Below are 26,458 nucleotides of genomic sequence, written 5' to 3' on the forward strand. Positions count from 1 at the left end.
GCTGCACCTGGTCGGTTACGACCGAAGCGAACTTGACCACCCGCACCAGGTTGCCCTCGGCGTCGTTGACCGGGTTGTAGCTGGCTTCCAGCCAGACCTCGCGACCGCGGCTGTCCAGGCGCTTGAAACGTCCACTGACGTACTGCCCGGCGTTGAGCGTGCGCCAGAATTCAGTGTAGGCCGGGCTGGCGGCGTATTCGGGATCGCAGAACAGGCGATGGTGCTGGCCCAGCACTTGGTTGAGCGTATAGCCCATGGCACCGAGGAACTGTTCGTTGGCGCCCAACACGGTGCCGTTCAAGTCGAACTGGATAGCGGCGGTCGAACGCAGCAGCGCGTCCAGTAGCGCCTGGTTCTCCCGCGCCAGGCTGACTTCGCCAGACACATCGCACCCATAGCCAACGATCTGCTGCAGCGCCCCCTGCGCATCGCGCATCGGGTGCCAGGTCAAGCGCAACCACGCCAGGCTGCCGTTGGCACGCAGGAAGCGATAGTCGTCGCGCACCGGAACGCCCGCCGCGACGGCCTTGGCATAGGCCTGGAAGCACGGCAGCTTGGACACGTAGCCAGGCACCAGCTGCGACAGCTTCTGGCCGAGAATCTGCGCATCGGCATAGCCTAAAGCCTGGGTGAAGGCGGCGTTGCATTCGATGACACGGTTGTCGGCATCCAGCCTCACGACGATACCGGCCTGATCCATCAGGCTCAGCAACTGCACGGCGCGCGCAAGTTCGGCTTCGCGCTCGGCCAACGTGGCTTTCAGGTGCCGGTTGAACATGATCAAGACCTACTGTGGAGGGAAAGGAAGGTGGCGGTGGGTTCAGGCAAGCGCCTGCTCCGTACCTGCCGCGCGCAACCATGCTTCGAAAGCAATGCTGGGCATGGGTCGGGCGATCAGAAAACCTTGCGCCTCGTGACAACCCAGCGCGCGCACATGTGACAACTGTTCGAGCGTTTCGACGCCCTCGGCGGTCACGCGGTATCCCAGTTCGATGGACAGCTCGACGATGGTTCTGACCAGGATGCGTTCGCGCGAGCAGGCCGCCGACTGCTGGATCAGCGAACGGTCGAGCTTGACCACCGAAGCCGGGATGCGGCTGAGGTAGGCCCAATTGCTGTAGCCGGTGCCGAAATCGTCGATGGCGATATCGATGTTGGCCGCGCGCGCCCGCGTCAGTTGCCGCTGGACCATTTCGAGGTGCTCCACCAACAGGCTTTCGGTGAACTCCAACTGCACCCGCGTGCTGCTCAGACCGTGACGTTCGAGGCCCGCCAGCAACGCGTCCATGAAGGCGGGGCTTTCCAGGTCGCCGGCGCTGACGTTCATGCTCACGCTGAAATCCTGCCCGCGTGTGCGCAGCAGGATCGCGAACACCTCGTTCATCACCCAATGGCTGAGCAATGGCATCAAGGCGGTTTTCTCGACCAGAGGAATGAACTCGGCCGGCGAAATGGCACCAAGCTCGGGGTGCTGCCAGCGCAACAACGCCTCGGCGGAGCAACAGGTACCGCTGAGCAGATCGATGCGCGGCTGCAGGTACAACTGCAACTGATCGTGGCCGAGCAGCGCCGTACTCAACGACGACAACAGGATGAAGGCACGCCTTTGCGCCGCGTCGGCTTCCGGTTGGTAGCCGGCATAGCGCATGGGATTGCGCCGCGCGGCATCGGCGGCGGCCACTACGCGGCGCAACCACTCAAGGTCGGCACCGTCGCCATCGCCTTCACCGATGTGACCAACGCCTACCCCCACCTCCAAGGGCACCGGGATGCCGTGGCACTCGATGGGTGCTTGCAACGTTTCGACCATGCGCGCAGCCAGGGCCTCGACGTCGTACTGGGCGGGCACCAGCGTGCCGAAACGTGTGGGGCTGATGCGGTAAAGCTGAAGGTCGGGACCGACCTGGTGCACCAGGCGCTCCTTGATCTGCAAGGTCAGGTCATGGGCGAAGTTGTATCCCAGGGCCTTGACCACCTCATTGAGCGTCGACGCCTGGATCACGTCGAAGGCCATCAGGCTGAAACGCTCGCGCCGCGCCAGGCGGTCCCTGACGTCGCATTCGAGCTTGATGCGGTTGAGCAGCCCAGTGGGGTGGTCCAGGAAATTGCGCTGGCGGATACCGTCGATGATGCGCAGGGCGCACTCGGCGAAGGTCGCCAGCATGGCCCGGTCGGTGGCATTCATGGCAGGGCGCGCGGCGGTGTCGATGATGCAGAAGCTGCCGATGGCGAACGCCTGCTCGACCATCAGTGGCATGCCGCAGTAATAGCGGATGCCCGGCTCGCCGGTTACCAGCGGGTTGGTCGCGAAACGCGGGTCAACCAGCGCATCGACCACCTCGAACGGCTGCGTGTGCAGGATGGTATGGGCGCAGAACGAAACGTCGCGGTCCGTGCCGTCGACGGCCAGGCCGGTTTTGGCCATGAACCACTGCTGGCGCTCGCTGACGATCGAGACCAGGCAGATGGGCGCCTTGAAATAAGCGCTGGCCAGCTCCACCAGGGGCCGCAACTCGCCGCGAGCGTCGTCGTGCATGACGCACAACCCGACGAGCTTGGCCAGACGCTGTTGTTCGTTGAAAGGGACGGGCACGCCGTTCATTGCACCCTCGTTGAATGGGTCGCGGTTTGCGTAAAGGCAGCATCACAAAAAATCGAAAACAACGCCATCATTTTGCCATTAATGTTTTCAATGATCGGTTCAGGTCGATCGCAGCATTCAAGGTGATTAAGAAAGAGCTTGAACGCACCGATAATCAACAGGATCGTGACGACCCAACGACAGTCGACCGAAGCCCCAAGCGCCTGGAATATGTGAAGAAGGTATCGATCCATGGCAATGAGCCATCAAGCAGACAGGCGCCTTACTCGATCGTTCCACCTCGCTCAGAAGGTTCAGCAAATTAAAAGCAATTGACCATCGCCGAATAAATGCCGCCATTAGTATGACGGCCGAATGATTTTCAATTAACGACGACACTTGCATATATATCCAGATATCGACTGTTCAACAAAAATCTGTAACCGCTTTGTCTCCGCAATTTCAAAATGCTTCAGTCAACGAGAACGGCGATACCGGGTCGTATATTTTTAATGACACCCAAGGATTAACACCTAAGGTGTGCACGAAAAGTCTTGAGAGGTTGGCCAGGCAAAACCGATGGCGACCTTGTGAAAATAGGTGGGGGCGCCTAGCCGGGGGCGCCTAGCCAGGGCGCGCCCCCGACTGCTTTCAGCGCACGCAGCATGGCCAACCATCAAGGCTTTGCGTACAGAGCCCAGGCTGAGCCGGCGCAATGAAGAGGCGTTGGATCCGCCAACCGATCGCGCGCTGTCGTGCATTGGCCGATCGGTCGAGAAGCGAAATCCGCCAACGGGCACGCGATGTGCGCTGGAACTCGAAACGCATCAAGCTTCCGACACGCTGGTGGGCATTCGGACCCTGGCTTTGCACACAGGGCCCTACCTCGGACACATCAGCCCTTGGCGTGATGCTGCAATGCGACAATCAACTCGGCCTTGCTCATGCTCGACCGTCCTTTGATGTCCTGGGTACGCGCTTGCTTGAGCAAGCTCTCCTTGGTCTGTGATTCCAGCGACGCCTTGGACATACGATCGTGCCCTTCGCGGGACTTGGCCCCGCATTTGGCCGAATCCGAACGTGCAGTGGCCTTTGCGCTGCAGGACGTCTTGCGCCCCGAGCCGCCAGCCTTGTCGCCGCCGCCCGATTGCTTGTTGACCGTGGCCCAGGCCCGGGCCTGTGCTTGTTCGGCCGACAGACCCTCGTTCTGGTATTGCTGCTCGATGTGTTCGGCCTTGCGTTTCTGCTTGGCGGTATATTTGGTTTTGTCACCTTGAGGCATGGGGTTCGCTCCTGAGGGTTGGGTCCGAGCTGTAGAATGGCCGAGCCCGCGAGGAGTGCCTGGCATTGGACCAGCGGTGCGGGGCTTGGCCAGCGCCAGACACGCTGGCAGGACACGCCTTCGCCGACCGCGTTCGAACCCCGCCCACCCTCACCGGTCCACTCCAGGACGCATCATCTTTTCCATAGCGAGGAGCCTTCATGAGCAATGCCTACGTCCCCCCCAAGGTCTGGCGCAACGACGCCGCCTCCGGTGGCAAGTTCGCCAGCACCAATCGCCCGGTCGCCGGCCCTACCCACGACAAGGAACTGCCGGTCGGCAAACAGCCATTGCAGCTGTATTCGCTGGCGACGCCCAACGGCGTCAAGGTCACCATCCTGCTCGAAGAGCTGCTTGCCCTGGGCCACACAGGCGCCGAATACGATGCGTGGCTGATCCGCATCGGTGAAGGCGATCAGTTCTCCAGCGGCTTCGTCGACGTGAACCCCAACTCGAAGATTCCCGCTCTGCTCGACCTCAGTGTCGAACCGCCGCAGCGGGTGTTCGAGTCCGGCTCGATTCTGCTGTATCTGGCGGAAAAGTTCGGCGCCCTGCTGCCCACCGAGCCCATGGCGCGCACCGAAACGCTCAACTGGCTGTTCTGGCAGATGGGCGCGGCGCCCTACCTGGGCGGCGGTTTCGGTCACTTCTACGTGTATGCGCCGGAGAAGATCGAATACGCCATCAACCGCTTCACCATGGAAGCCAAGCGCCAGCTCGATGTGCTCAACCGACGCCTGGAAGAAAGTCCGTACCTGGGCGGCAACGACTACAGCATCGCCGATATCGCGGTCTGGTCGTGGTATGGCCAACTGGTCAAGGGCACGGTGTACAACGCGGCCGAATTTCTGGCCGTCGAGGAGTATCCGCATGTGCTGAGCTGGGCCGAGAAAATCGCCGCGCGGCCGGCCGTGCAACGTGGCCTGCGGGTCAATCGCCCCTGGGGCGATGAGCGGACCCAGGTGCCAGAGCGTCACAGCGCGGCTGATCTGGACTGAGCCACTGCCAGGGATGCGCAATGCAGGCGACGTCCTGTACGGAAAAGGGTGTAATGCCTGTCAGTTGTGCCGAAAGGGTGTTGGTTGGGGCTGCCTTGCAGCCCATCGCGGCTGAAGCCGCTCCTACAGAGGATGCAGTCTGTAGGGGCGGCTTCTACAGAAAACGCAATCTGTAGGAGCGGCTTTAGCCGCGATGGGCCGCAAAGCGGCCCCAATCGCTCAACCAGCCGACTTTGGCCGCATTCGCAGCTCTTTTTTCACCTCACCCCACCAGATGCAGGAAATGCAGATGCCGCTCGTAGTGATCGAGGATGTCGCCGATCACCTCGTCCTTGGACCAGCCCATCACATCGTGGTCCTGACCGCCTTCGCGTAAATGCACTTCGGCACGGAAATACTTGCGCTCTTCACCATCGGTGTCGCTGGTGACGAAGCTGGGCATCGCATAGGCCTGCGGACGGATCTGGTAGACGAAGGTGTCTTCGCTCGGCCCGACCTTGAGCGTCACATCGCCCTCCTCGCCCTGCTCGACTAGGCACTCATAGCCTTGGCGGCGCCATTCTTCGGCGACCGACTGGCACGCCGGCAGCCCGACGTCGCTGATGAAGCGCAACACATGGGAACGCCGCGGGAACATCGCCAAGGTGCGCAAGCGACGTTGCCAATTGCTCGCCCCGCGCGAGGCGGTCGGCGAAATCGCCAATGCCTGGTGGCGTAGCCCGCGCTTGGTGGCATCGAGCTTCAGGGCCTTGAGCAACCCGCGCATGCTGAACAGCAACGCGATGGTGAACGGCAAGGCGCTGGCGATGGTGGCGGTCTGCAACGCCGTCAGGCCGTCGGCGAGCAACAGCGCGATGGCCACCAGGCCCATGCTCGACGCCCAGAAGATGCGCTGGCGGACCGGCGTGTTTTGCTGCCCGCCCGAGGCCAGCATATCGACCACCATGGCGCCGGAATCGGCCGAGGTGACGAAGAACACCACCACCATCACGATGGCCAAAGTGCTGATCACGCCGGAGAACGGAAAGTGTTCGAGGAAGGCGAACAAGGCCAGTGACGTGTCGCGGTTCACCGCCTCGGCCAAGTCGGTGAAGCCCTGGTCGAGGATCATGTGGATGGCGGTGTTGCCGAACACGGTCATCCACAGCAGGGTGAACCCGGTCGGCACCAACAACACGCCCGTGACGAATTCGCGGATGGTGCGACCGCGGGAAATGCGTGCGATGAACAGGCCTACGAAAGGCGACCAGGCCAACCACCAGCCCCAGTAGAAGAGCGTCCAGCCGCCGATCCAATCGGTAGGCCGGTAAGCGTTGAGGTTCAAGGTGCGGCTGACGATTTCGCTCAGGTAGCCACCGGTGTTCTGCACGAACGTCTGCAGGATGAGCACGGTCGGCCCCAGGACTATCACCATCAGCAGCAACAGCACCGCCAGGCCCAGGTTGAGCTCGGACAGTCGGCGAACGCCTTTGTCCAGGCCCGACACAACCGACAGAGTGGCGAGAAGGGTCGTGCCGATGATCAACGCGATCTGCACCGGAATCGACACCGGGACGCCGAACAGCGCGTTGAGGCCGGTGTTGATCTGCAACACGCCAAAGCCCAGCGAGGTGGCGACGCCCAGCACTGTGCCGATGATGGCGAAGATGTCCACGGCATGCCCGATGGGGCCATGGATGCGCTCGCCGATCAACGGGTAGAGCGCCGAACGCAAGGTCAGCGGCAAGCCGTGGCGGAAACTGAAGTAGGCCAGGATCAGCGCCACGATGGCGTAGATCGCCCAGGCATGCAGGCCCCAGTGGAAGAAGGTGATGCGCATGGCTTCGCCCGCCGCCTGCACCGTACCGCCGTCGCCGAAGGGCGGCTTGGCGAAGTGCATGACCGGTTCGGCGACGCCGAAGAACATCAGGCCGATGCCCATGCCGGCCGAGAACAGCATGGCGAACCAGGTGGCACTGCTGTAGTCGGGCGTGCTGTGGTCGGGGCCCAGCTTGATGTCGCCGTAGCGGCTGACCCCAAGAAAGACCACGGTGCCGAGCACGATCGCCACCGCAAGGATGTAGAACCAGCTGACGTTGCTGATGATCCAGCCCTGGATATGGCCGAACAGCGCTTGCGCGTGGGTTTGGAAGACACTGGCGTAGACCACCAGTACGAGCAGCAATAGCGCTGATATCCAAAAGACGGGAGGGTTGATGCTGGATTTGTGTTCAGGGTCAGACTTTGTCGGCATGCGGGGACAGCTCCTGCTATGGCGTTTTGACGACGCTTTTATGAATGCGGCTTTTTCCTGACCCCTTTCCTCGGGCAGGGTTCGTCTCGACCGTGATATCGGCGTCGAAACGATCGAGCGTGCGACACCCTACACGACGAAGGCGATTGTTCGACAATATGTAGTGGTTAAAAATATTCACTACAAAATTATTGACGGCCTTCCAGATGTTTGGGCATGATCGAGCCGTCTCCCTGATCGGGGACACTGGCACGGGTATTCCAGGCGGCCTGCGCGGTAACGCAGACCGTCCCTGGAGCGGGAACTGTCCAAAAGACAGCGTGAGAAAGCCCCTGTTGCAATGCTGCGGTAGCAGCTTTGGTAGTGCGCTACAAACCTGTGGCGAACACTCGGAACGACACCAGACAATGGGTAATGGGGGCTTTATGATGAACCTGAACGACAAACCGACCATCGATCAATTGGCCCAGCTGTTCGCCGCGCGCAAAGACAGCTTCGACGACCACTTGCTGTGGCTCAGCCAGACCGGCGAGGTTCGCCTCGACCGCCTGCCGCCCAACTCCCACGAAGAACAGTTCGAGGCACACCTGCCGAACATGCGCGCGCGCTTCAAGGTGTACCGCCGCGGCCAGGGCTTCGTGGGCCGCAAGGCGGCAGCCGACACCGAATTCGTGGCGCGGGTGCTGCAAACACTGCAGCAGGAATGGCCCGCCGCCCGCGAGCGCGATGCGGTGAAAGTGATCGAATCGGTGGAGTGACGCCGTCCCTGCTGCACCTGGGCTCGACCTGCGGTCGTAAGCCTGTTTGGTCAAGCTAAGTTGGTATCTCTGGGTCCGCCCTGCGGCCCCGCAACTAATCGGTTCGGCGCATCGATCAGTCGCGGGGCCACAGGGCGGACCTAGTCGTTCAGCGAACGGGAATCACGCCCCTGTCCGGACATTCCTGGGACCGCGTCAGGCCTTACGTGCAGCTAACGGTGCAAGTGTGACGGCGCCGGTCGCCAGGGCTCGCGCACGGTCCACACCCCAGACCATGGCGCGGGTCATGGTTTCTCCAGGTCGCTGGCGATAATACTCTTCGCGGATCGCCGCACCCTCGCGGTCGTACAGGCCCAGAAACAACTGCGTGGCCCCCAGCCGCGACAAGCGCACCTGGACCTCGAACGATGTGCCGTCGCTGAGTGCCTCGTCATGGCACCGGCTGTGCAGATTGGCATCGGCCCACTGCCAGTAGGTATCTTCCCTGACTCTCATACGGTTCCTCCGATGAACATTGTTGAAATGTCCGACAGAAAAACACACCTGGGCAGGCATCACGACCGCGATGTGCCAATCCCCTGCCCAGGGTCAATGAATTGATCGAAAACACGCGCCGTTGAGCCGATTGCGCCGCTTCACGCCAGGCGTACCGCCGTACCGCTGGCGAACATCACCACCATGCCGCCCTGCGCGCCGGGCATGCTGATCTCGAAATTCACGCCGACGACCGCGTTCGCCCCCAATTGCTTGGCATGCCGCTGCAACTCGTCGGTGGCCTGCTCACGCGCCGTGCGCAACGCGCTTTCGAGGGTTTGCGAGCGACCACCGAAAACGTCGCGAAAGCGCGCGAAGAAATCGCGCACGAAGTTGACGCCCTGCACCGATTGGGCGCTGACCAGGCCGAGGTACTGAGCGACCGGGCGACCGTCGATCTGTGGCGTAGTGGTGACGATCATGCTGAGCCTCCAAAAGGTTCGAAAACACCGATGCTAGCAGATCGCCCCGTTCGTCTCAGGCGGTGCCATTACGGCGTGTCATCAAGCGTTGTGCGAGCCGCGTACCGAACACATTGATCAGCAGCCCCAACATCACCAGCCCCCCGCCCCAACACTGCAATGCGGTCAGCCGCTCACCCAGCAACCAGGCCGACGAACTCAACCCGATGACTGGCACCAACAAGGAAAACGGCGCCACCTTGCCCGCCGGGTGCCGCGACAGCAAACCGCTCCACAGGCTGTAGCCGACCATGGTGGCGATGAATGCCAGATACCCCAGGGCCAACAGCGAATTCAGCGAGATGTTCAGCAGCGCATGGCTGATCGCTTCAGGCCCTTCCAGCCACCAGGACAGCGCCAGGAACGGCAGCGGCGGAATCAAACCGCCCCAGATCACCAGGGCCACCAGGTCCACCGAGCCGAAGCGTCGGGTAATGATGTTGCCCATCCCCCACATCGCGCCCCCGCACAAGGTCAGCAGCAAGGCAATCAGCGGCACGTGGGCGCGGTCTTCGCTGCCGATCACCGCCAGCCCTGCGGCCGCCACCAATAGCCCCAGCACACTCGCCGGGCGCAACCGCTCACCGAGAAACAGCGCAGCGAAACCGAGGGTGAAGAACGCCTGCGATTGCAGCACCAACGACGCCAGTCCAGGCGGCATGCCGCTGTACATGGCCTGGAAGAGAAAGGCGAACTGCCCCAATGAAATGGTCGCGCCATAGGCCACCAGCCAGCGCCACGGCAGCTTGGGCCGTTTGACCAGCAGCACAGCGGGAAACGCCACCAGCAAAAAGCGCAGCGCGCCAAGCAGCATTGGCGGCAAGCCATCGAGGCCGACCTTGATGACGACGAAGTTGACACCCCACGCGACGATCACCACCAGGGCGATCAGTAGGTCCTTGAGCGGCACGGCTGACTTCCTTATGCAGACTTTTTATAGAAACATCTCGAAACAGCATAACGCGGCAGTGCCGCAACCGTGCGGCACAGATGGCTCTGGAGAAAGCCATACAGTCCTGCGCGTCTGTCATGCGCCGGACATGCCACCGTCGTAATCTGCAGCGCATCGCCCTCCAGAGCCTGCATGGTATGTCGCGTCTCATCGCCCTCCTCTGCCTGTTGCCGGCGCTGGCCTGGGCGGGCCCCAGCCAATTGCGCATCCAGGGCTCCAACACCCTGGGCAGCGCCTTGGTACCGGCCTTGGTCAAAGGCATGTTGCAGGCGCGTGGCGCGACCGCCATCGAGCAGCGGCCCGGTGAGTTCGACAACGAATGGGTGATTCGCGCGCGAGACGCGCAGGGCGCCCCGGTACGTATCGACATCGCCGCCCACGGCACGCGCACCGGCTTCGCCGCGCTCGGCGAAGGCCACGCGGACCTCGCCAGTGCATCGCGCATGATCGACGCCGACGAACGCAAGCGCTTGAGCGGCCTCGGCGACCTGCGCAGCGCAGCCAGCGAGCAGGTGGTCGCGCTCGACGGCGTGGCGATCGTCACGCATCCGGACAACCCGCTGCGGCAGTTGACGCTCGAACAACTGGCGCAGATCTTTTCTGGTCAGGTGACGCGCTGGGAACAACTGGGCGTGGCAGGCGGCGACATCCATCTGTATGCCCGCGATGCGCGTTCGGGCACGTTCGAGACCTTCGACAGCCTGGTGCTGCGGCCACAGCGCCTGCACTTGTCGGTCCGGGCCAAGCGCTTCGAGTCGGCCGATGCGTTGGTGGCACGGGTGTTGGCCGACCCGCAGGCGATCGGCTTCAGCGGTTTGGGCACGCTGCACGCGGCACGTGCGCTGGCGATCGCCGCCGGCGACGGACCGGCCCTGCAACCCAGTCGAGCGCTGGTGGCCAGCGAGGACTATCCCTTGTCACGGCGTCTGTACTTCTATCTACCCGCGCAGCCCACGCCTTATGCCCAGAGCCTCGCGGCGTTCGCGCAAAGCAGCGCGGGCCAGGCCATCGTCGCCGCGCAAGGTTTCGTCGCGCAGCAGATCGTGCCCGTCGCCGTGGCGCCACTGTCCGACCAGCCGCCGACCTATCGGCGTCTGGCCGGTAGCGCCGAGCGCCTGAACGTGAGCTTTCGCTTTCAACCCGACAGTGCCCTGCTCGACACCAAGGCCCTGCGCGACCTGCAGCGGGTGGCCGGCTATCTCAGAGCGGCGGGCAAGCTGAGCGGCAGCGTGGTGCTGGTGGGCTTGAGCGACCGCAAGGATACGCCAGGCCGCGCGGCCCTGCTCTCGCGCCTGCGCGCACTGGCGGTGCGCCGCGAACTGGCGCGCCAGGGCGTGCAGGTGCGCCAGGTGCTGGGCCTGGGCGATGCGTTGCCGGTGGCGGGCAACGCGCAGTGGCAAGAGCGTCTGCGCAATCGCCGGGTGGAGGTGTGGGTCGACCGATCCGCTGCCGGTTGAAGGCGACCAACGACTGCGCAGGCTGGCACAGAATCCCTCCCGGCCGATCGCGTCAGCCCTGCGCTGACGCCGCAGGGCTCAAGGCGCAAACCCTTCTACAATGATCACTTCGGCCTTGGCCGCGCCCTGGCGATGGCCGCAGGCTTCTTGATATTCGGCCGAACGGTAGCAGGCCAACGCCTGCTCGTAGGAATCGAACTCGATCACCACGCTGCGTTGTGGCGTGGGGCGGCCTTCCAGCGCTTCGCTACGGCCACCGCGGGCCAGGAAACGTCCGCCGTAGGCCTGGAACGCCGCCGGCGCGCGTTGGGTGTACTGCTGGTAATGCTCGGCGTCGCTGACGTCGACATGGGCGATCCAATAGGCTTTCATGCACTGCGCTCCGCAAGAGGGTGTGTGTATGATGGTATACCACAACCTTTTACAAGAAGTGAGCGTAGCGCATGGCTTTCAACAGCATCGAAGAACTCCTCGAAGACTACCGCCAAGGCAAGATGGTCCTGCTGGTGGACGACGAAGACCGGGAAAACGAAGGTGACCTGCTCATCGCCGCCGAGCGCTGCGACGCTACCGCCATCAACTTCATGGCCCGCCATGCCCGTGGGCTGATCTGCCTGACCCTGACCGACGAGCACTGCCAGCGCCTGGGTCTGGAACAGATGGTGCCCGCTAACGGCAGCGCCTTCAGCACTGCCTTCACCGTCTCCATCGAGGCCGCCAGCGGCGTCACCACCGGCATTTCCGCAGCCGACCGCGCGCGCACCGTCGCCGCGGCCATGGCCGCCGACGCTCGCCCCGAAGACATCGTGCAACCTGGCCATATCTTCCCCCTGCGCGCCCGCGAAGGCGGCGTGCTCAACCGTGCCGGGCACACCGAAGCCGGCTGCGACATGGCGCGCCTGGCCGGCTTCGCCCCGGCCTCGGTGATCGTCGAGGTGCTCAACGACGACGGCACCATGGCCCGCCGCCCCGACCTGGAAGTGTTCGCCGCGCAGCACGGCATCAAGATCGGCACCATCGCCGACCTCATCCACTATCGCCTGAGCACCGAGCACACGGTCAAACGCATCGGCGAACGCGAACTGCCCACCGTGCACGGCACCTTCCGCCTGGTCAGCTACGAAGACCGTATCGAGGGCGGCGTGCACATGGCCATGGTGATGGGCGAGATCCACCGCGAGCGCCCGACCCTGGTGCGCGTGCACGTGATCGACCCCTTGCGCGATCTGGTGGGTGCCGAGTATGCCGGCCCCGCCAACTGGACGCTGTGGGCGGCGCTGGAAAAGGTCGCCCAGGAAGGCGCCGGCGTGGTGGTGGTCCTGGCCAACCACGAATCCTCCCAAGCGTTGCTCGAGCGCATTCCACAGCTCACCCAACCGCAACGCCCGTACCGGCGTGGGCAGTCGCGGGTGTACTCGGAAGTCGGTACCGGGGCGCAGATCTTGCAGGACCTGGGCGTCGGCAAGCTCAATCACCTCGGCCCGCCGCTCAAATACGCAGGCCTGGCCGGTTATGAGCTGGAAGTGGTGCAGAGCATTCCTTTCGAGCCCGTCTGAGCGCACACGGCAGGCGAGACCCCATGCGGGAAATCGCCCGCATGGGGCCGGGAAACCGCACAGAGCGCAGGCGTCCCACTCCGCTCAAGAAGCTTGTGTCCGGGGATGGAAAACAAGTGATGGCCGGTAGCCTTCAATCACTTGCCAAAATCTTGGAATACCATAATATGACATTCCGTAGACCTTGATATTCGTCTGCTGCATCCAGACCCAACGTCGTCGCTTCACCCAGTACAAAGCTGCTCCCCGAACATGATTGGCGGGTGCACTTGACCCGCCTCGAATAACAAAAGTAACGAGGGCGTAACCATGCTGTTGAGCAAACGTGTAAGCGCAGTGCTGTCCGCCAGCCTGCTGACCCTGGCTTGCCAGGCGGCCGTGGCCGCCGAGAGCGTCAACTTCGTCAGCTGGGGTGGCACCACCCAGGATGCGCAGAAAGAAGCTTGGGCCATCCCCTTCAGCAAACAGACCGACATCAAGGTGGTGCAGGACGGCCCGACCGACTACGGCAAGCTCAAAGCCATGGTCGAAAGCGGCAACGTGCAGTGGGACGTGGTCGACGTCGAAGCCGATTTCGCCCTGCGCGCCGCCAGCGAAGGCCTGCTCGAACCGCTGGACTTCAACACCATCCAACGCGACAAGATCGACCCGCGCTTCGTCTCCGACCACGGCGTCGGCTCGTTCTTCTTCTCCTTCGTGCTCGGTTACAACGAAGGCAAGCTCGGCGCCAGAAAGCCGGTCGACTGGAGCGCGCTGTTCGACACCAAAACCTACCCCGGCAAACGCGCCCTCTACAAATGGCCGAGCCCAGGCGTGCTGGAACTGGCTCTGCTGGCAGACGGCGTAGCGCCCGACAAGCTCTACCCCCTGGACCTGGACCGCGCCTTCAAGAAACTCGACACCATCAAGCAGGACATCGTCTGGTGGGGCGGTGGTGCGCAATCCCAGCAACTGCTGGCCTCGGGCGAAGCCTCGCTCGGCCAGTTCTGGAACGGCCGCGTCTACGCCCTGCAGCAAGACGGCGCGCCGGTCGGCGTGAGCTGGAAGCAGAACCTGGTCATGGCCGACTTCCTGGTCGTACCCAAAGGCGCCAAGAACAAGGACGCGGCCATGAAGTTCCTGGCCAACGCCAGCAGCGCGCAAGGCCAAGCCGACTTCGCCAACAAGACCGCCTACGCGCCGGTGAACGTCGACAGCGTCGCCAAACTCGACAGCGACCTGGCGAAAAACCTGCCGACGGCCTACGCCGCAGACCAGGTGACCCTGGACTTCGCCTACTGGGCCAAGAACGGCCAGGCCATCGCCGCCCGCTGGAACGAGTGGCTGGTCAAATGAAAGTCGCCATCAACGCCTTGCAAAACGCCCAGGGGCCAGGCGCCGGTGCCGCCCCCGTGCGACGCCCGAGCCTGGGCCAGCGCTGGAAAGGCAGCCGCAACCTGCTGCCGGCCCTGCTGTTCCTCGGCGTGTTCTTCTTCGCACCGCTGATCGGCCTGCTCTTGCGCGGCGTGCTGGAGCCCGAGCCGGGCCTGGGCAACTACGCGCAACTGTTCGCCAACTCGGCCTACACCCGGGTCCTGATCAATACCTTCTCGGTGGCGGGGCTGGTGACGCTGATCAGCGTACTGCTCGGTTTCCCGCTGGCCTGGGCGATCACCCTGGTGCCCAAGGGCTGGGGCCGCTGGCTGCTGAACATCGTGCTGCTGTCGATGTGGACCAGCCTGCTGGCACGCACCTACTCCTGGCTGGTGCTGCTGCAGAGTTCGGGCGTGATCAACAAGGCGTTGATGGCCATGGGCATCATCGATACCCCCATCGAAATGGTGCACAACCTCACCGGGGTGGTGATCGGCATGAGCTACATCATGATTCCGTTCATCGTGCTGCCGCTGCAGGCGACCATGCACGCCATCGACCCGATGGTGCTGCAGGCAGGTTCGATCTGCGGCGCCAGCCCCTGGACCAACTTCTGGAAGGTGTTCCTGCCGTTGTGCCGCTCGGGGCTGTTCTCCGGGGCATTGATGGTCTTCGTCATGTCGCTCGGCTACTACGTCACCCCGGCGCTGCTGGGCGGGGCACAGAACATGATGCTGCCCGAGTTCATCATCCAGCAGGTGCAGTCGTTCCTCAACTGGGGCCTGGCCAGCGCCGCCGCGGCACTGTTGGTGGCGATCACCCTGGTGCTCTTCTACCTGTACCTGAAGCTGCAGCCGGAATCTCCGGTCGGCAACCCGAGGTAATCCGCCATGCTTCTGTCCCCCAATGCCATGGGTCGCCCGCTGCGTACGGGCCTGTACCTGACCACCGGCGCCATCGCAGCGTTCCTGCTGCTGCCGGTGGTGTTCATCGTGCTGCTGTCGTTCGGTTCGTCGCAGTGGCTGGTGTTCCCGCCGCCTGGCTGGACCGTCAAGTGGTACGCGCAGTTCTTTTCCAACCCCGAGTGGATGGACGCCGCCCTCGCCAGCCTCAAGGTCGCCGTACTGACCACCGTCGCCGCCGTCGCCTTGGGCCTGCCCACCGCGTTCGCCCTGGTGCGTGGGCGTTTCCCCGGTCGGGAAATGCTCTACGGTCTGTTCACCATGCCGATGATCGTGCCGCTGGTGATCATCGCCGTGGCGGTGTATGCGTTGTTCCTGAACCTGGGCTATACCGGCACGCTGTTCGCCTTCGTGGTCAGCCACGTGATCGTCGCCCTGCCCTTCACCATCATCTCGATCATCAACTCGCTGAAGCTGTTCGACCAGTCCATCGAGGATGCGGCGGTGATCTGCGGCGCCTCGCGCCTGCAAGCCATCTACAAGGTGACCTTCCCGGCCATTCGCCCAGGCATGATCGCCGGCGGTCTGTTCGCCTTCCTCGTCTCGTGGGACGAAGTGGTGCTCAGCGTGATGATGGCAAGCCCTGACCTGCAGACGCTGCCGGTGAAGATGTGGACCACCCTGCGCCAGGACCTCAGCCCCGTCATCGCCGTCGCCTCGACGCTGCTGATCGGCCTGTCGCTGCTGGTCATGTTGATTGCCGCCGCCTTGCGCCGGCGTACCGAAGCCAATGCGTAAGCGTGTGAAAAGCCGTCTGCGGAGAGAATAAAAATGAGTGCAGTGATCCAAGACAAAGCGCCCGGCAAGACCCTGGTCAGCCTGCGCGGCCTGAACAAGCACTATGGCGACTTCACCGCCGTGGACAACCTCGACCTGGAGATCCAGGACGGTGAATTCCTCACCTTCCTCGGCTCCAGCGGCTCGGGCAAATCCACCACCCTGTCGATGCTGGCCGGTTTCGAAACCCCGAGCAGCGGCGAAATCCTGGTCGAGGGCCAATCCCTGGTGCAGGTGCCGCCGCACAAGCGCGACATCGGCATGGTGTTCCAGCGCTACTCGCTGTTCCCGCACCTGAACGTGCGCGACAACATCGCCTTCCCCCTGGCGATCCGCAAGCTCAGCGCCACCGAGACCACCAAGCGCGTGGACGCCATGCTCAAGCTGGTGCAGCTCGAACCCTTCGCCCACCGCAAGCCGTCGCAGATGTCGGGCGGTCAGCAGCAGCGCGTGGCCATCGCCCGCGCCCTGGTGTACGAACCGCGCATCCTGCTGATGGACGAGCCGCTCGGCGCGCTGGACAAGAAGCTGCGCGAAGACCTGCAGGACGAACTGCGCCAGCTGCACCGGCGCCTGGGCATCACCATCGTCTATGTGACCCACGACCAGGAAGAGGCGATGCGCCTGTCGCAGCGCATCGCCATCTTCAGCCACGGCAAGATCGTCGGGCTGGGCACCGGCTACGACCTCTACCAGAACCCGCCGAACGCGTTCGTAGCCTCGTTCCTGGGCAACTCCAACTTCCTGCGCATCAAGGCCCAGAGCAATGCGGCGGGGACGTTCGAGGGCCAACCGCTGGCCATCCGTCTGACCCCGGGCCTTGTCGCCGAACAAGACGCGCTGGTGATGGTGCGCCCGGAAAAGGCCCTGGCCCTGAGCGTCGAGCAGGCTGCGCGCGAGCCGCTGCCGGCCGGCTGGAACGAAGTCGACGCCAAGGTGGCCGAAGTGCTGTTCCTCGGTGAAAGCCAGACCTGCCACGTACTCACGGCGGGCGGCACCGAGCTGACGGTCAAGGCGCTGTCGGCGGCCGGCATGCCGATGCAGCCGGGCGATACGGTCAAAGTGCGTTGGGCGGTCGCCGATGCTTGCATCTACACCGAGTGGGCCGAAAGCGACCTGAGCAAATCGGCCGGCGCGCACTGAAACCGACCGCGCGCCTGCAACGGGCGCGCGGTTCGACGGCGATGGATCGATGGCTGGGCCATCGCATTGCGGAACTGAGCGGTAACATTCAAACGACCTTTTCAAACGCTTGTATGCTTTTTCGTTGACAGCCTGTTGCCCGCATCCTAACCTCGCTGCACTCCCAATGCGTGCAGGCATCCCGTGGGCAATCTCTATCTGATCCGACATGGCCAGGCTTCGTTCGGCGCCAGTGACTATGACGTACTGTCCAAACTGGGCGTGCGCCAGAGCCAAGCCCTCGGCGAACACTTCGCCCAGCTGGGGCTGCATCTGGACCGTTGCATCGCCGGCACCCTGCGCCGCCAGCAAGACACTGCGCGCATTGCCCTGGACGCCTTGCAGGCCCATGATCAAGCGATTCCCACCCTGGACACCGACCCCGACTTCAACGAATTCGACGCCGAAGGCGTGATCCGCACCCTGCTGCCCGATCTGCTGCCCCACGAACCCCATGCGCTCGACGTGATGCGCAACGCGCGCGAGCAGCGCAGCGAATTCCAGCGCCTGTTCGCCCTGATGGTGCAGCGCTGGCACGAGGGCGAGCACACCGCCGACGATGGCCTGGAAACCTGGCAGGCCTTCACCGCGCGTATCGACCGAGGGTTGCAGCGCCTGCTGGATCAAGCCCAGGAAGGCCAGAACATTGCCGTGTTCACCTCAGGCGGCAGCATCGCCGCCCTGCTGCACCGCGTGACGGGCATGACCCCTGCCCAGGCCTTCACGCTGAACTGGCAGATCGTCAACACCTCGTTCAGCCACCTGAAATTCCAGGGCCACGCCGTGAGCCTCAGTACCTTCAACAGCCAGGCGCACTTGCGTCTGCTCAGAGCGCCGGAACTGATCACCTACCGCTGACCGACCCGTTTCCACCCTGTATTCCGTCACCCACAACCGATAAGGAACACGCCATGACCTCCGTAGCCGATGCCGTGAAGAAGATGCAAGAGAAGTTCGACCCGTCCGCCGCTGCCGGCCTGGACCTGGTCTACGGCTTCAACATCACCGACGAAGACAAGCACTACGCACTGATCATCAAGGATGGCACCTGCGAGCTGCAGGAAGGCGAGAACCCTGACGCCAACTGCACCCTGGTGCTCGACAGCGACACCCTCAAGGGCATCGTCAGCGGCGATACCGATGGCATGCAGGCCTTCATGAGCGGCAAGCTGCGCGTCGAAGGCGACATGATGCTGTCGATGAAACTCAGCGAGCTGTTCCCCTCCTGAGTCCGTCAGCGCGGCGTCCGCCACGCCCGGACGCCGCGCGCGGATTCGGAAATCGAGGCCTGTTGGTTCGATGACCGTCAGTTGAGTCGAAAGAGTGTTCGTTGGGGCTGCTTCGCAGCCCATCGCGGCTGAACCGGAGCGCCGGCCGGCCGCTCCTACAGGATATGCGGTTTTTGTAGGAGCGGCTTCAGCCGCGATGGGCCGCAGGGCGGCCCCAATCGCTTGAATGAACAGCGCTGGCCACTGGCCTCGGCTTTTCTGGACCACACCCGCCCTACCTCACCTCGCATCACAGCCACTGATCGAACGCCAACACCCCGGTCTATCGAAGCCTGGATCGCTTGTCGCCGGCCGGTGCGCTGATTACCGTGGCCAGGTGGGTCGAGAACACTACAAGGAAGACCGATGTCGTCTACAGATCGCACCATCGACGTTCGCAGCGGCGAAGCCTTCGACGTGACGGCGGTCGACACCTACCTCAAGACCCATCTACCAGGTTTGAGCGCAAGCCCCGAGGTGCGCCAGTTTCCAGGCGGAGCCTCCAACCTCACCTACCTGCTGCGCTACCCCGAGCGCGACCTGGTGCTACGCCGCCCGCCCTTCGGCCACAAAGCCAAGAGCGCCCACGATATGGGCCGCGAATTTCGCATCCTCAACCAGCTCAACGCCGGTTTCCCCTACTGCCCCAAGGCTTATCTGCACTGCACCGACACCACGCTGATCGGCAGCGAGTTCTATGTGATGGAGCGGGTCGAAGGCATCATCCTGCGCGCCGATCTGCCGCCAGCACTGGGCCTGGAGCCGGCCGCGACCCAGGCGCTGTGCGAAAGCTTCATCGACCGCTTGGCCGAGTTGCACCAAGTGGATTACACAACCTGCGGCCTGGCCGACCTGGGCAAGCCCGAGGGCTACGTGCAGCGCCAGATCGAGGGCTGGGCAACGCGTTATGAACAGGCGCTGACCCCCGACGCACCGCGCTGGGAACAGGCGATCGCCTGGTTGCGCGCGCACCTGCCCGCCGACCATCCGCGCCCGGCGATCCTGCACAACGATTACCGCCTGGACAACGTCATCCTCGACCCGGCCGACCCAGCGCGGATCATCGGCGTGCTCGACTGGGAAATGGCCACACTGGGCGACCCGCTGATGGACCTGGGCAATAGCCTGGCCTACTGGATCGAAGCCGACGATCCCGCACCGATTCAGCAGTTGCGGCGCCAACCGAGCAACGCGCCGGGCATGCTCAGCCGCCGGCAGTTCGTCGCGCGCTATGCCGAGCGCAGCGGGTTGCGCTTGGACAACGTCGATTTCTATCACGTGTATGGGCTGTTCCGGCTGGCCGGCATCGTCCAGCAGATCTACTACCGCTATTTCCATCGCCAGACCCAGGACGCCCGTTTCGCCAGCTTCATTCGGATGAACCATTTGCTCGAGCAGATGACTCTGCGCGTCATTGCCCGCTCGCCCCTCTGAACCGTTTCAGGAGCGCCCCATGCCCAAAACGCAATTGTTCGACCTCGACGGCAAGATCGCCCTCGTTTCCGGCGCCAGCCGCGGCATCGGCGCGGCCATCGCTCAGCTCCTGGCGCAACAGGGCGCCCATGTGGTGGTGACCAGCCGCAAGCTCGACGGCTGCCAACAGGTGGTCGACACCATCGTCGCGGCAGGTGGCCAAGCCACGGCCATGGCTTGTCACATCGGCGACCTGGGGCAGATAGACAGCACCTTCGACGCGGTTCGCGAGCGCTTCGGACGGCTCGACATCCTGGTCAACAACGCAGCGACGAACCCGCAGTTCTGCAACATTCTCGACACCGACCCCAGTGCCTTCCAGAAGACCGTGGACGTCAACATTCGCGGTTATTTCTTCATGTCGGTGGCGGCCGGCAAACTGATGCGCGAGCACGGCGGCGGCAGCATCATCAACGTGGCTTCGATCAATGGCGTGACGCCAGGGCATTTCCAGGGCATCTATTCGGTGACCAAGGCGGCAGTGATCAACATGACCCAGGCCTTCGCCAAGGAGTGCGCGCCGTTCGGCATCCGTTGCAACGCTCTGCTGCCGGGGTTGACCGACACGCAGTTCGCCGCGGCGCTGGTGAAAAACCAGGCGATCCTCGACACCGCCCTGCAACGCATCCCCCTCAAGCGCGTGGCCGAACCAGGCGAGATGGCCGGGGCGGTGCTGTACCTGGCCAGCGCGGCGTCGAGCTACACCACCGGCGCAGCGCTGGCCGTCGACGGTGGCTATCTGGCCTGAGCGTGCAGCCGTCGCCGGGCTGTCGAGCTTACAGGCAGGTGGCGGCGGCGGCCTTACGTTGCAACGCCACACCTTCGTGCTGCGCGGCGTAGAAATCCACATGGGTGCCACCGCCTTGCGGGTAGACGTCCACGAACGCCTGCGCCTCGCGGGTGTAGACGGTGAAGCCGCCCGCCTTGCGCGTCTCCAGGTAACCGCTGGCATCGACCCCGAACACCTTTTCGTCCTGCCAGGCGTATTGGATGCACTGGGCGACCAGGTCGGCGTTCTTGCGCGAATCGAGCTGGGCGTTGGGCGCGCCGGTACGGGCGGCGTCCATGGTCGATGAGGCGCAGCCGACCATCAGCAGCGCAGCGGTCATCGGCAGTAGTGCTCGCATGTTCATTCCTCGAAAAAAGAACGTGACTCTAGCATCAGGCCAACACGCAAAGTGAATTGTCGTCGCGCCGGGGTGTCGGATTTTGCACACACGTCCATAAGGAATACCGGTATGAAAGCCAACTCCCTGCTCTGCGCCCTGCTCTTCTCCGGCACCCTGGTCGGCGTGCCGATGGTGGTACAGGCCGCCGAATCGACGCAGGAAAGCGTCAAGTCCAACGAAACGCGCAACCGCGAACTGGAAGTCGGCGACAAAGCGCCCGACCAGTACAAGCGCGACGAAGCGGCCGTCAAGGATTGGCAGTCCAAGGGCCTGCCAGCACCGGAAAAAGAAAGTCATTGGGTGAAGATGGCCGGTCGGTATGTACTGGTGCAGACCACCAACGGCGTGATTCTGGCCATCCACTCGGGCAAGAAATGAGTCTGGGCTGATTCGACCGGCATCCAGCGCGGCCACAGCCTGCATCGTGGCCGCCTGAGCTCGCCTGGTTCAGCGCTGCGTTCGCACCCATGCGGCGGCTTTGGGTTCCAGGCAAGCGCTTTCATGCAAGGAAGTACCTTGTGCAGCAAACATTGAAATGCTCCCGCACCCACCGCTCTTACAATCTTCCCCCAGCACTCAATGCGACAATGCATTGCAGCACTTTGACCTTCGCATATCGGTCATGGAACGGGCGGCCCGAACATCCTCCTTTACAATCTGTCGCCCATTGCGAAATTGTCATCCGGCAGGCTCCATCTTTCTCAGCGCATAAATCATGAATGGCTTCATTGACGAAAGATTGATCAAATTGGCGTCAGTTTCGGCGTTCGTGAGTGGTGTCCTCGGTTCATTGCTAATGGTGATCTATCTCGCCTGGCATAAAAGCGACGCCTCCGGAGCCGACATGCTGACGCTGGTTTTCATGTATATGCTCATCACTCCAGCCAGCATCATAGGCGCTTGGGTGGGTTCTTTAGCGGTCGGCGTTCCATTGGCGGTGATTGCAGAAAGAGCCTATCCCGATGCCTCGTTCAAAGGCAGCGTGTTCATGGTAGGTGCTGCGCTCTTCATTTGGCTGGCTGCCCTGGCATGGCCGGTAATGGAGATCTTCGACATCCCATATGCGGATATCCTGCTGTTGACCCCTTACGTATTCTGTTCGGCAGCCGCAATGGCTTACTGGATGTACCGTGACACACGCACCTGGCTCCCCTTCGGCCTGGGCCCCAAGCGCCGCTGAAAGCTTACGCACGCGGTTTCCTGCGTCGAAGCGCAACGGCGTAGCTCGCTCCGATCGCAGATTGCCTGTAACACATCAATGCACCCACCAGCGAACACCTGCACAGTCTGGGGTCAGACATGGCGCAACCCTGCATCATGTGCGTCTCTTGCTTTCTCACGTGAAGGATCACTCGCTGCATGAATCTTCAACTGCTCTGGGTACTCGGCCTATTGACCACCGCCGTCGTGCTGTTCATCCGCAATCGCCTACGCATGGACGTGGTCGCCTTGCTGGTGATCCTCGCCCTGCCGCTGTCCGGTGTCTTGACCATCGAACAGGCCCTGGCCGGCTTCAGCGACCCCAACGTGGTGTTGATCGCCGCGCTGTTCGTGATCGGCGAAGGCCTGGTGCGCACCGGCATCGCCTATCGCCTCGGCGAATGGCTCAGCGACACGGCGGGCCACAGCGAAGTGCGCCTGCTGCTGCTGTTGATGGTGTCGGTGGCGGGCTTGGGCTCGGTGATGAGTTCCACGGGCGTGGTGGCGATCTTCATTCCCATCGTGCTGAGCATCGCCACGCGTCTGCACATCGCGCCCAGCCGGTTGATGATGCCGCTGAGCTTCGCCGGCCTGATCAGCGGCATGCTCAGCTTGGTGGCCACCCCGCCCAACGTGGTGGTGCATGGCGAGTTGCTGCGCCACGGCGTCGAAGGGTTCGGCTTCTTCAGCTTCACGCCGTTCGGCTTGGTGGTGCTGGTGCTGGGCATCGGCTACATGCTGCTGACCCGTCGCTGGCTGAAAGGCGAAGCGCGCACCGAGGGCCGCAGCCAGGCATGTCCGACCCTGCATGACTTGGTGCAGGACTACAAGCTCAGTGGTCGCGAGCGACGCTTGCGAGTCCGCCCTCACTCGCCTCTGATCGGCCATTCGCTGGGCGAGCTGGCGCTGCGCACGGTCCATGGCGCCAATGTGGTGGGCATCGAGCGCCAGCACACATTCACCACGCGGGTGATCGCCGCCGATTCGGCGACCGTGCTGCAGGCGGGCGACGTGCTGCTGCTCGATCTGTTCGACAAGGGCAACGACCTGCGCGGCCTGTGCCAGTCGATGCAACTCGAACCCCTGCGTTTCAAGGCCGCCTATTTCATCGACCAGTCCCAGGATCTGGGCATGGCCGAGGTGTCGTTGCCACCCGGCTCGAGCCTGTTGGGCAAGACTGTGCTGGGCCTGGCCTTGCGCACACGCCTGGGCCTCAACGTCATGGGCCTGCGCCGCGAGCAGCAAGCCATCGAAGACGGCCTGCTGGAAACCTCGCTGCGCATGGGCGACACCCTGCTGGTGGTCGGCCCATGGAAGGCCATCCGCCGACTGCAGACCCACCCGCACGACTTCATCGTGCTCAGCCTGCCGGCCGAAATCGACCAGGTCGCTCCGGCACGCCGCCGCGCGCCGCAAGCCTTGGCCAGCCTGGCGGTGATGGTGGCGCTGATGGTCAGCGGGCTGGTGCCCAATGTGGTGGCGGCACTGATCGGTTGTCTATTGATGGGCGCCGGGCGCTGCATCGACATGGACAGTGCCTACCGCGCCATCCATTGGCAGAGCCTGGTGCTGATCGTCGGCATGTTGCCCTTCGCTCTGGCGTTGCAACAGACCGGCGGCATCGCCCTGGCGGTCGACGGCCTGGTCGGCCTGCTCGGCGGTGCCGGCCCTCGGATGATGCTGGCGTGCCTGTTCGTCCTGACGGCGGTGATCGGCCTGTTCATCTCCAACACCGCCACCGCGGTGCTGATGGCGCCAGTGGCGATCAGCATGGCCAGCGAACTGGGCCTCTCGCCCTACCCGTTCGCCATGACCGTGGCCTTGGCCGCGTCGGCGGCCTTCATGACGCCGGTGTCTTCGCCGGTCAACACCTTGGTGCTGGGGCCAGGGCAATACCGTTTTGCCGACTTCGTCAAAGTCGGCGTACCGTTCACGGTGTTGGTGATGCTGGTGACGGTGGTCATGGTGCCGTGGCTTTTTCCTTTGTAAGCGGGGCATTTGCCCCCTTGTCGTGCAGCCGATCGCCAACGGATCGGCCACGATGATATCCGTTTGACATCAATTACTCGCATGAACCACACTTCCCGCGTCGTCACCGAGCCTGACCTCGAAGCTCGGTCTTTCCTCCTCACCGCGCATGTGGTCCACGTTCATGGTGTTTTCAGCACGGTCGCGTCTGGTGATCTACCTGGCCTTGTTCAGCCTGACGCTGGTGTTGACGCTGGCCGGCATCCTCGCACGCCCCTTCGCTTCGCTGTCCTTGTTCTGGCCGGTGAATGCGGTCCTGGCCGGTCTGCTGCTACGCCATCCCCGCAGGGCCAGCCCGGTGGGCTGGTGCCTGGTCTACCTGGCCATGGTCACGGCCGACATGGCATGCGGCAGCGAGTGGCGCCCGGCGCTGTGGTTCAACCTGTGCAACCTCAGTGTGGTATTGACCCTGTGGCTGTTGATGGCGCGTCTGTCGCGCAACGACCGGCGCCTGCACACACCTTACGGCGTGTTGTGCCTGCTCGGCGCCAGTGCCAGCGCCGCAGTGGTGGCGGCAAGCCTGGCCTGCCTGGTGGCCGCGCCCTGGTTCAACGAGTCGGTGCGCGCCACCTGGCTGGCTTGGTTCAGCGAGCAGTTTTCCACCAGTGTGCTGGTGCTGCCCGTGGTCCTCAGCGCCCCCTCGGTACGCGGCCTGCTGCGCAGTAACAGCCAGCCGATCCCCATCGCACCGCTCTGGGTGCTGCTCGGCTCGCTGGGCCTGGGCCTGGCGGTGGGAGGACCGGGCGCCATCGCGTTCCCCATCGCCGCGCTGGTGTGGTGCGCGCTGAGTTACTCGCCGTTCCTGCTCTCGCTGTTGACGCTGGGCGCCGGCAGTACGCTGATCGTCGCCGTGGCGCAAAACGTCATGCACTTCAGCCTGCCGCAAACCGAAACGGCGGTCACCGCGCTGATGTCGGCGCGCCTGGGCATCGCCATGCTAGTGCTCGGGCCGCTGGTGGTGGCCTGCGTCAGCCACGCCAACCGGCAACTGCTCGCCCGCCTGGCGCACCAAGCGGCGGTCGACCACCTGACCGGTGCCCTCAGCCGCAGCGCCTTCACGCACCAGGCCGGCGCCTTGTTGCACAGCTGCCGCCAGCCGGGGCTACCGATCACGCTGATGATGCTCGACATCGACCACTTCAAGTCCATCAATGACCGCCACGGCCATGCCGTGGGCGACCAAGTGCTGCGCCAGTTCGCGCGCAGCGTGCAGGAGCAGTTGGGCAAAGGCGCTTTGTTCGCCCGTTTGGGCGGCGAAGAGTTCGCCATCGTGGTGCCTGGCCTGGCCCCTCAGCAAGCCGGCTTCCTTGCCGAGCGGCTGCGTCGGGCGGTCGAGTCGCTCACGCTGCAAGGCTACGGCCAGGCCCTGCGCATCAGCGTCAGCATTGGCTTGGCCGGCGGCGTCGCAGCGCCGAGCGAGGACCTGGACAGCCTGCTGATCCAGGCCGATCAGGCGCTGTACCGGGCCAAGGCGCAAGGCCGCAATCGCGTCGTGCAGCATTCGACGCAGCGGGAAGTGAGTTAGGCGCACTGCACCTGAGGATCACACCGTGGCTTGGATCTGGAGCGTCCGGTGATCGCAGGCACATGCACGCGGCTTGCCTTGGTAGACGCGATCGTGGAAGCCGACGTATTGCATCAGTGTTTTTGCCGACTGTCCGCCATCGGCCCTCACATGACCTGCCGGCAGCGGGAAACTGCCCCTCCAACCACACCTGCCCCCTGGAGAAACGCCGCATGTTCAGCCACATACAGCTAGGTGCCTGCGACTTGCCACGCATGATCGCGTTCTATGAGGCCGTCTTGGCATGCCTGGGCCTGGTTCGCCTGCCCGAGGTCGACGATCAGGGGCCTGAAGGGGCCGGTTGGCAAACCCCGAACGCCGAATGGCCGCAGTTCTACGTGCAACGGCCCTTCAACGGTCGTCCGGCCAGTGCGGGCAATGGCACCCAGGTCAGCTTCGCGGCGCAGGATCGGGAACAGGTACAGACCGCATGGCATACAGCCTTGCGACACGGCGGCAGCGACGAGGGCGCTCCGGGACTGCGCCCGCACTATGGAGAAGGCTTCTACGCGGCCTATTGTCGTGATCCTGAAGGCAACAAGTTGTGTTTCGTGCATGCACAGGACTGGTGATCCAGCGAGGGCTGGAGCATAGGCCATCACGAGCGTACAAACTTCACCCAATCGATCGG

Annotated in this window: 26 protein-coding genes and 1 pseudogene; 18 read left to right on the plus strand and 9 right to left on the minus strand. The window is 63.6% G+C overall.

From position 1 onward, the window contains the following. Nucleotide 1 precedes the first annotated feature (1 nt). A pseudogene (locus AA0Z93_RS20555) lies at nucleotides 2–778 on the minus strand (PAS domain-containing protein); the annotation flags it as partial. A gap of 42 nt (nucleotides 779–820) precedes the next feature. Continuing rightward, nucleotides 821–2,602 (minus strand): EAL domain-containing protein, encoded by a 1,782-nt coding sequence (locus tag AA0Z93_RS20560; protein WP_413047149.1) that lies wholly within the window; start codon nucleotides 2,600–2,602, stop codon nucleotides 821–823. Between the two features lie 26 nt (nucleotides 2,603–2,628). Between AA0Z93_RS20560 and AA0Z93_RS20565 the strand changes: the two genes are divergently transcribed. Next, entirely contained in the window at nucleotides 2,629–2,907 is a 279-nt protein-coding gene (locus AA0Z93_RS20565) for a hypothetical protein (RefSeq protein ID WP_413368412.1), read from the plus strand. 569 nt (nucleotides 2,908–3,476) lie between these two features. Here AA0Z93_RS20565 and AA0Z93_RS20570 read toward each other — a convergent pair. Continuing rightward, nucleotides 3,477–3,863, minus strand: coding sequence for a termination factor Rho (locus AA0Z93_RS20570; protein ID WP_413047148.1), 387 nt, complete (start codon nucleotides 3,861–3,863; stop codon nucleotides 3,477–3,479). A gap of 200 nt (nucleotides 3,864–4,063) precedes the next feature. On the opposite strand from AA0Z93_RS20570, the gene yghU reads away from it, so the two are divergent. After that, nucleotides 4,064–4,900: a glutathione-dependent disulfide-bond oxidoreductase gene (gene yghU / locus AA0Z93_RS20575; protein WP_413047147.1), complete on the plus strand. Its 837-nt coding sequence runs from the start codon at nucleotides 4,064–4,066 to the stop codon at nucleotides 4,898–4,900. Nucleotides 4,901–5,162: 262 nt separating this feature from the next. On the opposite strand, the gene AA0Z93_RS20580 is transcribed toward yghU, so the two are convergent. Continuing rightward, nucleotides 5,163–7,133: a BCCT family transporter gene (locus tag AA0Z93_RS20580; RefSeq protein WP_413047146.1), complete on the minus strand. Its 1,971-nt coding sequence runs from the start codon at nucleotides 7,131–7,133 to the stop codon at nucleotides 5,163–5,165. Nucleotides 7,134–7,558: 425 nt separating this feature from the next. Here AA0Z93_RS20580 and AA0Z93_RS20585 point away from each other — a divergent pair, with 425 nt between their 5' ends. Next, nucleotides 7,559–7,891: a hypothetical protein gene (locus AA0Z93_RS20585; protein ID WP_413047145.1), complete on the plus strand. Its 333-nt coding sequence runs from the start codon at nucleotides 7,559–7,561 to the stop codon at nucleotides 7,889–7,891. A gap of 195 nt (nucleotides 7,892–8,086) precedes the next feature. Here the strand turns inward: AA0Z93_RS20585 and AA0Z93_RS20590 are convergent, their stop codons facing one another. From AA0Z93_RS20590 to AA0Z93_RS20600, 3 genes are all read right to left on the minus strand, one after another. Then, the gene (locus AA0Z93_RS20590; protein WP_413047144.1) at nucleotides 8,087–8,386 is read right to left on the minus strand and encodes a hypothetical protein; all 300 of its coding nucleotides are present in this window, start codon (nucleotides 8,384–8,386) and stop codon (nucleotides 8,087–8,089) included. A 140-nt stretch (nucleotides 8,387–8,526) separates the two neighbouring features. Then, nucleotides 8,527–8,847, minus strand: coding sequence for a YbjQ family protein (locus AA0Z93_RS20595; RefSeq protein WP_413047143.1), 321 nt, complete (start codon nucleotides 8,845–8,847; stop codon nucleotides 8,527–8,529). Nucleotides 8,848–8,902: 55 nt separating this feature from the next. Continuing rightward, entirely contained in the window at nucleotides 8,903–9,796 is an 894-nt protein-coding gene (locus tag AA0Z93_RS20600; RefSeq protein WP_413047142.1) for an EamA family transporter, read from the minus strand. Between the two features lie 179 nt (nucleotides 9,797–9,975). Between AA0Z93_RS20600 and AA0Z93_RS20605 the strand changes: the two genes are divergently transcribed. Next, nucleotides 9,976–11,295, plus strand: a complete 1,320-nt coding sequence (locus AA0Z93_RS20605) for a substrate-binding domain-containing protein (protein ID WP_413047141.1) — start codon at nucleotides 9,976–9,978, stop codon at nucleotides 11,293–11,295. Between the two features lie 78 nt (nucleotides 11,296–11,373). Here the strand turns inward: AA0Z93_RS20605 and AA0Z93_RS20610 are convergent, their stop codons facing one another. After that, nucleotides 11,374–11,667 carry a DUF1330 domain-containing protein gene (locus AA0Z93_RS20610; RefSeq protein ID WP_413047140.1) on the minus strand — a complete coding sequence of 98 codons (294 nt, stop codon included), beginning with the start codon at nucleotides 11,665–11,667 and terminating at the stop codon, nucleotides 11,374–11,376. Nucleotides 11,668–11,738: 71 nt separating this feature from the next. Here AA0Z93_RS20610 and ribBA point away from each other — a divergent pair, with 71 nt between their 5' ends. The 9 genes from ribBA (at nucleotide 11,739) to AA0Z93_RS20655 (ending at nucleotide 20,614) form a co-directional block, all read left to right on the plus strand. Beyond that, nucleotides 11,739–12,851: a bifunctional 3,4-dihydroxy-2-butanone-4-phosphate synthase/GTP cyclohydrolase II gene (gene ribBA, locus AA0Z93_RS20615; RefSeq protein WP_413047139.1), complete on the plus strand. Its 1,113-nt coding sequence runs from the start codon at nucleotides 11,739–11,741 to the stop codon at nucleotides 12,849–12,851. Nucleotides 12,852–13,160: 309 nt separating this feature from the next. Next, nucleotides 13,161–14,186, plus strand: a complete 1,026-nt coding sequence (locus tag AA0Z93_RS20620; protein ID WP_413047138.1) for a polyamine ABC transporter substrate-binding protein — start codon at nucleotides 13,161–13,163, stop codon at nucleotides 14,184–14,186. Beyond that, nucleotides 14,183–15,088 carry an ABC transporter permease gene (locus AA0Z93_RS20625; RefSeq protein ID WP_413047137.1) on the plus strand — a complete coding sequence of 302 codons (906 nt, stop codon included), beginning with the start codon at nucleotides 14,183–14,185 and terminating at the stop codon, nucleotides 15,086–15,088. The genes AA0Z93_RS20620 and AA0Z93_RS20625 overlap by 4 nt, the downstream gene beginning before the upstream one ends. Nucleotides 15,089–15,094: 6 nt before the next feature. Next, entirely contained in the window at nucleotides 15,095–15,904 is an 810-nt protein-coding gene (locus tag AA0Z93_RS20630) for an ABC transporter permease (protein ID WP_413047136.1), read from the plus strand. A 33-nt stretch (nucleotides 15,905–15,937) separates the two neighbouring features. After that, nucleotides 15,938–17,086 carry an ABC transporter ATP-binding protein gene (locus AA0Z93_RS20635; protein ID WP_413047135.1) on the plus strand — a complete coding sequence of 383 codons (1,149 nt, stop codon included), beginning with the start codon at nucleotides 15,938–15,940 and terminating at the stop codon, nucleotides 17,084–17,086. A gap of 183 nt (nucleotides 17,087–17,269) precedes the next feature. Further along, nucleotides 17,270–17,983 carry a histidine phosphatase family protein gene (locus tag AA0Z93_RS20640; protein ID WP_413047134.1) on the plus strand — a complete coding sequence of 238 codons (714 nt, stop codon included), beginning with the start codon at nucleotides 17,270–17,272 and terminating at the stop codon, nucleotides 17,981–17,983. A gap of 53 nt (nucleotides 17,984–18,036) precedes the next feature. Beyond that, the gene (locus AA0Z93_RS20645; RefSeq protein WP_413047133.1) at nucleotides 18,037–18,354 is read left to right on the plus strand and encodes an SCP2 sterol-binding domain-containing protein; all 318 of its coding nucleotides are present in this window, start codon (nucleotides 18,037–18,039) and stop codon (nucleotides 18,352–18,354) included. Between the two features lie 405 nt (nucleotides 18,355–18,759). After that, entirely contained in the window at nucleotides 18,760–19,827 is a 1,068-nt protein-coding gene (locus AA0Z93_RS20650; protein ID WP_413047132.1) for a phosphotransferase family protein, read from the plus strand. Nucleotides 19,828–19,846: 19 nt separating this feature from the next. Continuing rightward, complete coding sequence (locus AA0Z93_RS20655; RefSeq protein WP_413047131.1) at nucleotides 19,847–20,614, plus strand: SDR family oxidoreductase; 768 nt, start codon at nucleotides 19,847–19,849, stop codon at nucleotides 20,612–20,614. 28 nt (nucleotides 20,615–20,642) lie between these two features. On the opposite strand, the gene AA0Z93_RS20660 is transcribed toward AA0Z93_RS20655, so the two are convergent. Continuing rightward, nucleotides 20,643–20,993: a hypothetical protein gene (locus AA0Z93_RS20660; protein WP_413047130.1), complete on the minus strand. Its 351-nt coding sequence runs from the start codon at nucleotides 20,991–20,993 to the stop codon at nucleotides 20,643–20,645. Between the two features lie 111 nt (nucleotides 20,994–21,104). On the opposite strand from AA0Z93_RS20660, the gene AA0Z93_RS20665 reads away from it, so the two are divergent. The 5 genes from AA0Z93_RS20665 to AA0Z93_RS20685 all read left to right on the plus strand — a co-directional run bounded on the left by AA0Z93_RS20665 (nucleotide 21,105) and on the right by AA0Z93_RS20685 (nucleotide 26,399). Then, the gene (locus AA0Z93_RS20665) at nucleotides 21,105–21,413 is read left to right on the plus strand and encodes an RcnB family protein (RefSeq protein WP_296268495.1); all 309 of its coding nucleotides are present in this window, start codon (nucleotides 21,105–21,107) and stop codon (nucleotides 21,411–21,413) included. Nucleotides 21,414–21,750: 337 nt separating this feature from the next. Continuing rightward, nucleotides 21,751–22,215, plus strand: coding sequence for a hypothetical protein (locus tag AA0Z93_RS20670; protein ID WP_413047129.1), 465 nt, complete (start codon nucleotides 21,751–21,753; stop codon nucleotides 22,213–22,215). A 179-nt stretch (nucleotides 22,216–22,394) separates the two neighbouring features. Continuing rightward, nucleotides 22,395–24,224, plus strand: a complete 1,830-nt coding sequence (locus AA0Z93_RS20675; protein WP_413047128.1) for an SLC13 family permease — start codon at nucleotides 22,395–22,397, stop codon at nucleotides 24,222–24,224. 163 nt (nucleotides 24,225–24,387) lie between these two features. Beyond that, nucleotides 24,388–25,788 (plus strand): diguanylate cyclase, encoded by a 1,401-nt coding sequence (locus tag AA0Z93_RS20680; protein ID WP_413047127.1) that lies wholly within the window; start codon nucleotides 24,388–24,390, stop codon nucleotides 25,786–25,788. A 212-nt stretch (nucleotides 25,789–26,000) separates the two neighbouring features. Next, nucleotides 26,001–26,399 (plus strand): VOC family protein, encoded by a 399-nt coding sequence (locus tag AA0Z93_RS20685; protein ID WP_413047126.1) that lies wholly within the window; start codon nucleotides 26,001–26,003, stop codon nucleotides 26,397–26,399. Nucleotides 26,400–26,458: the final 59 nt, after the last annotated feature.

Origin of the sequence: Pseudomonas phoenicis (assembly GCF_047302395.1) — a bacterium.
Taxonomy (GTDB): Bacteria; Pseudomonadota; Gammaproteobacteria; order Pseudomonadales; family Pseudomonadaceae; genus Aquipseudomonas.

Excerpts from the sequence above, each read along its gene's own strand:
- AA0Z93_RS20560 (WP_413047149.1), bottom strand. The coding sequence starts at position 2,602 with ATGAACGGCGTGCCCGTCCCTTTCAACGAACAACAGCGTCTGGCCAAG.
- AA0Z93_RS20570 (WP_413047148.1), bottom strand. The coding sequence starts at position 3,863 with ATGCCTCAAGGTGACAAAACCAAATATACCGCCAAGCAGAAACGCAAG.
- yghU (WP_413047147.1), top strand. The coding sequence starts at position 4,064 with ATGAGCAATGCCTACGTCCCCCCCAAGGTCTGGCGCAACGACGCCGCC.
- AA0Z93_RS20580 (WP_413047146.1), bottom strand. The coding sequence starts at position 7,133 with ATGCCGACAAAGTCTGACCCTGAACACAAATCCAGCATCAACCCTCCC.
- AA0Z93_RS20585 (WP_413047145.1), top strand. The coding sequence starts at position 7,559 with ATGATGAACCTGAACGACAAACCGACCATCGATCAATTGGCCCAGCTG.
- AA0Z93_RS20590 (WP_413047144.1), bottom strand. The coding sequence starts at position 8,386 with ATGAGAGTCAGGGAAGATACCTACTGGCAGTGGGCCGATGCCAATCTG.
- AA0Z93_RS20595 (WP_413047143.1), bottom strand. The coding sequence starts at position 8,847 with ATGATCGTCACCACTACGCCACAGATCGACGGTCGCCCGGTCGCTCAG.
- AA0Z93_RS20605 (WP_413047141.1), top strand. The coding sequence starts at position 9,976 with ATGTCGCGTCTCATCGCCCTCCTCTGCCTGTTGCCGGCGCTGGCCTGG.
- AA0Z93_RS20610 (WP_413047140.1), bottom strand. The coding sequence starts at position 11,667 with ATGAAAGCCTATTGGATCGCCCATGTCGACGTCAGCGACGCCGAGCAT.
- ribBA (WP_413047139.1), top strand. The coding sequence starts at position 11,739 with ATGGCTTTCAACAGCATCGAAGAACTCCTCGAAGACTACCGCCAAGGC.
- AA0Z93_RS20620 (WP_413047138.1), top strand. The coding sequence starts at position 13,161 with ATGCTGTTGAGCAAACGTGTAAGCGCAGTGCTGTCCGCCAGCCTGCTG.
- AA0Z93_RS20625 (WP_413047137.1), top strand. The coding sequence starts at position 14,183 with ATGAAAGTCGCCATCAACGCCTTGCAAAACGCCCAGGGGCCAGGCGCC.
- AA0Z93_RS20630 (WP_413047136.1), top strand. The coding sequence starts at position 15,095 with ATGCTTCTGTCCCCCAATGCCATGGGTCGCCCGCTGCGTACGGGCCTG.
- AA0Z93_RS20635 (WP_413047135.1), top strand. The coding sequence starts at position 15,938 with ATGAGTGCAGTGATCCAAGACAAAGCGCCCGGCAAGACCCTGGTCAGC.
- AA0Z93_RS20645 (WP_413047133.1), top strand. The coding sequence starts at position 18,037 with ATGACCTCCGTAGCCGATGCCGTGAAGAAGATGCAAGAGAAGTTCGAC.
- AA0Z93_RS20650 (WP_413047132.1), top strand. The coding sequence starts at position 18,760 with ATGTCGTCTACAGATCGCACCATCGACGTTCGCAGCGGCGAAGCCTTC.
- AA0Z93_RS20655 (WP_413047131.1), top strand. The coding sequence starts at position 19,847 with ATGCCCAAAACGCAATTGTTCGACCTCGACGGCAAGATCGCCCTCGTT.
- AA0Z93_RS20660 (WP_413047130.1), bottom strand. The coding sequence starts at position 20,993 with ATGCGAGCACTACTGCCGATGACCGCTGCGCTGCTGATGGTCGGCTGC.
- AA0Z93_RS20665 (WP_296268495.1), top strand. The coding sequence starts at position 21,105 with ATGAAAGCCAACTCCCTGCTCTGCGCCCTGCTCTTCTCCGGCACCCTG.
- AA0Z93_RS20670 (WP_413047129.1), top strand. The coding sequence starts at position 21,751 with ATGAATGGCTTCATTGACGAAAGATTGATCAAATTGGCGTCAGTTTCG.
- AA0Z93_RS20675 (WP_413047128.1), top strand. The coding sequence starts at position 22,395 with ATGAATCTTCAACTGCTCTGGGTACTCGGCCTATTGACCACCGCCGTC.
- AA0Z93_RS20680 (WP_413047127.1), top strand. The coding sequence starts at position 24,388 with ATGGTGTTTTCAGCACGGTCGCGTCTGGTGATCTACCTGGCCTTGTTC.
- AA0Z93_RS20685 (WP_413047126.1), top strand. The coding sequence starts at position 26,001 with ATGTTCAGCCACATACAGCTAGGTGCCTGCGACTTGCCACGCATGATC.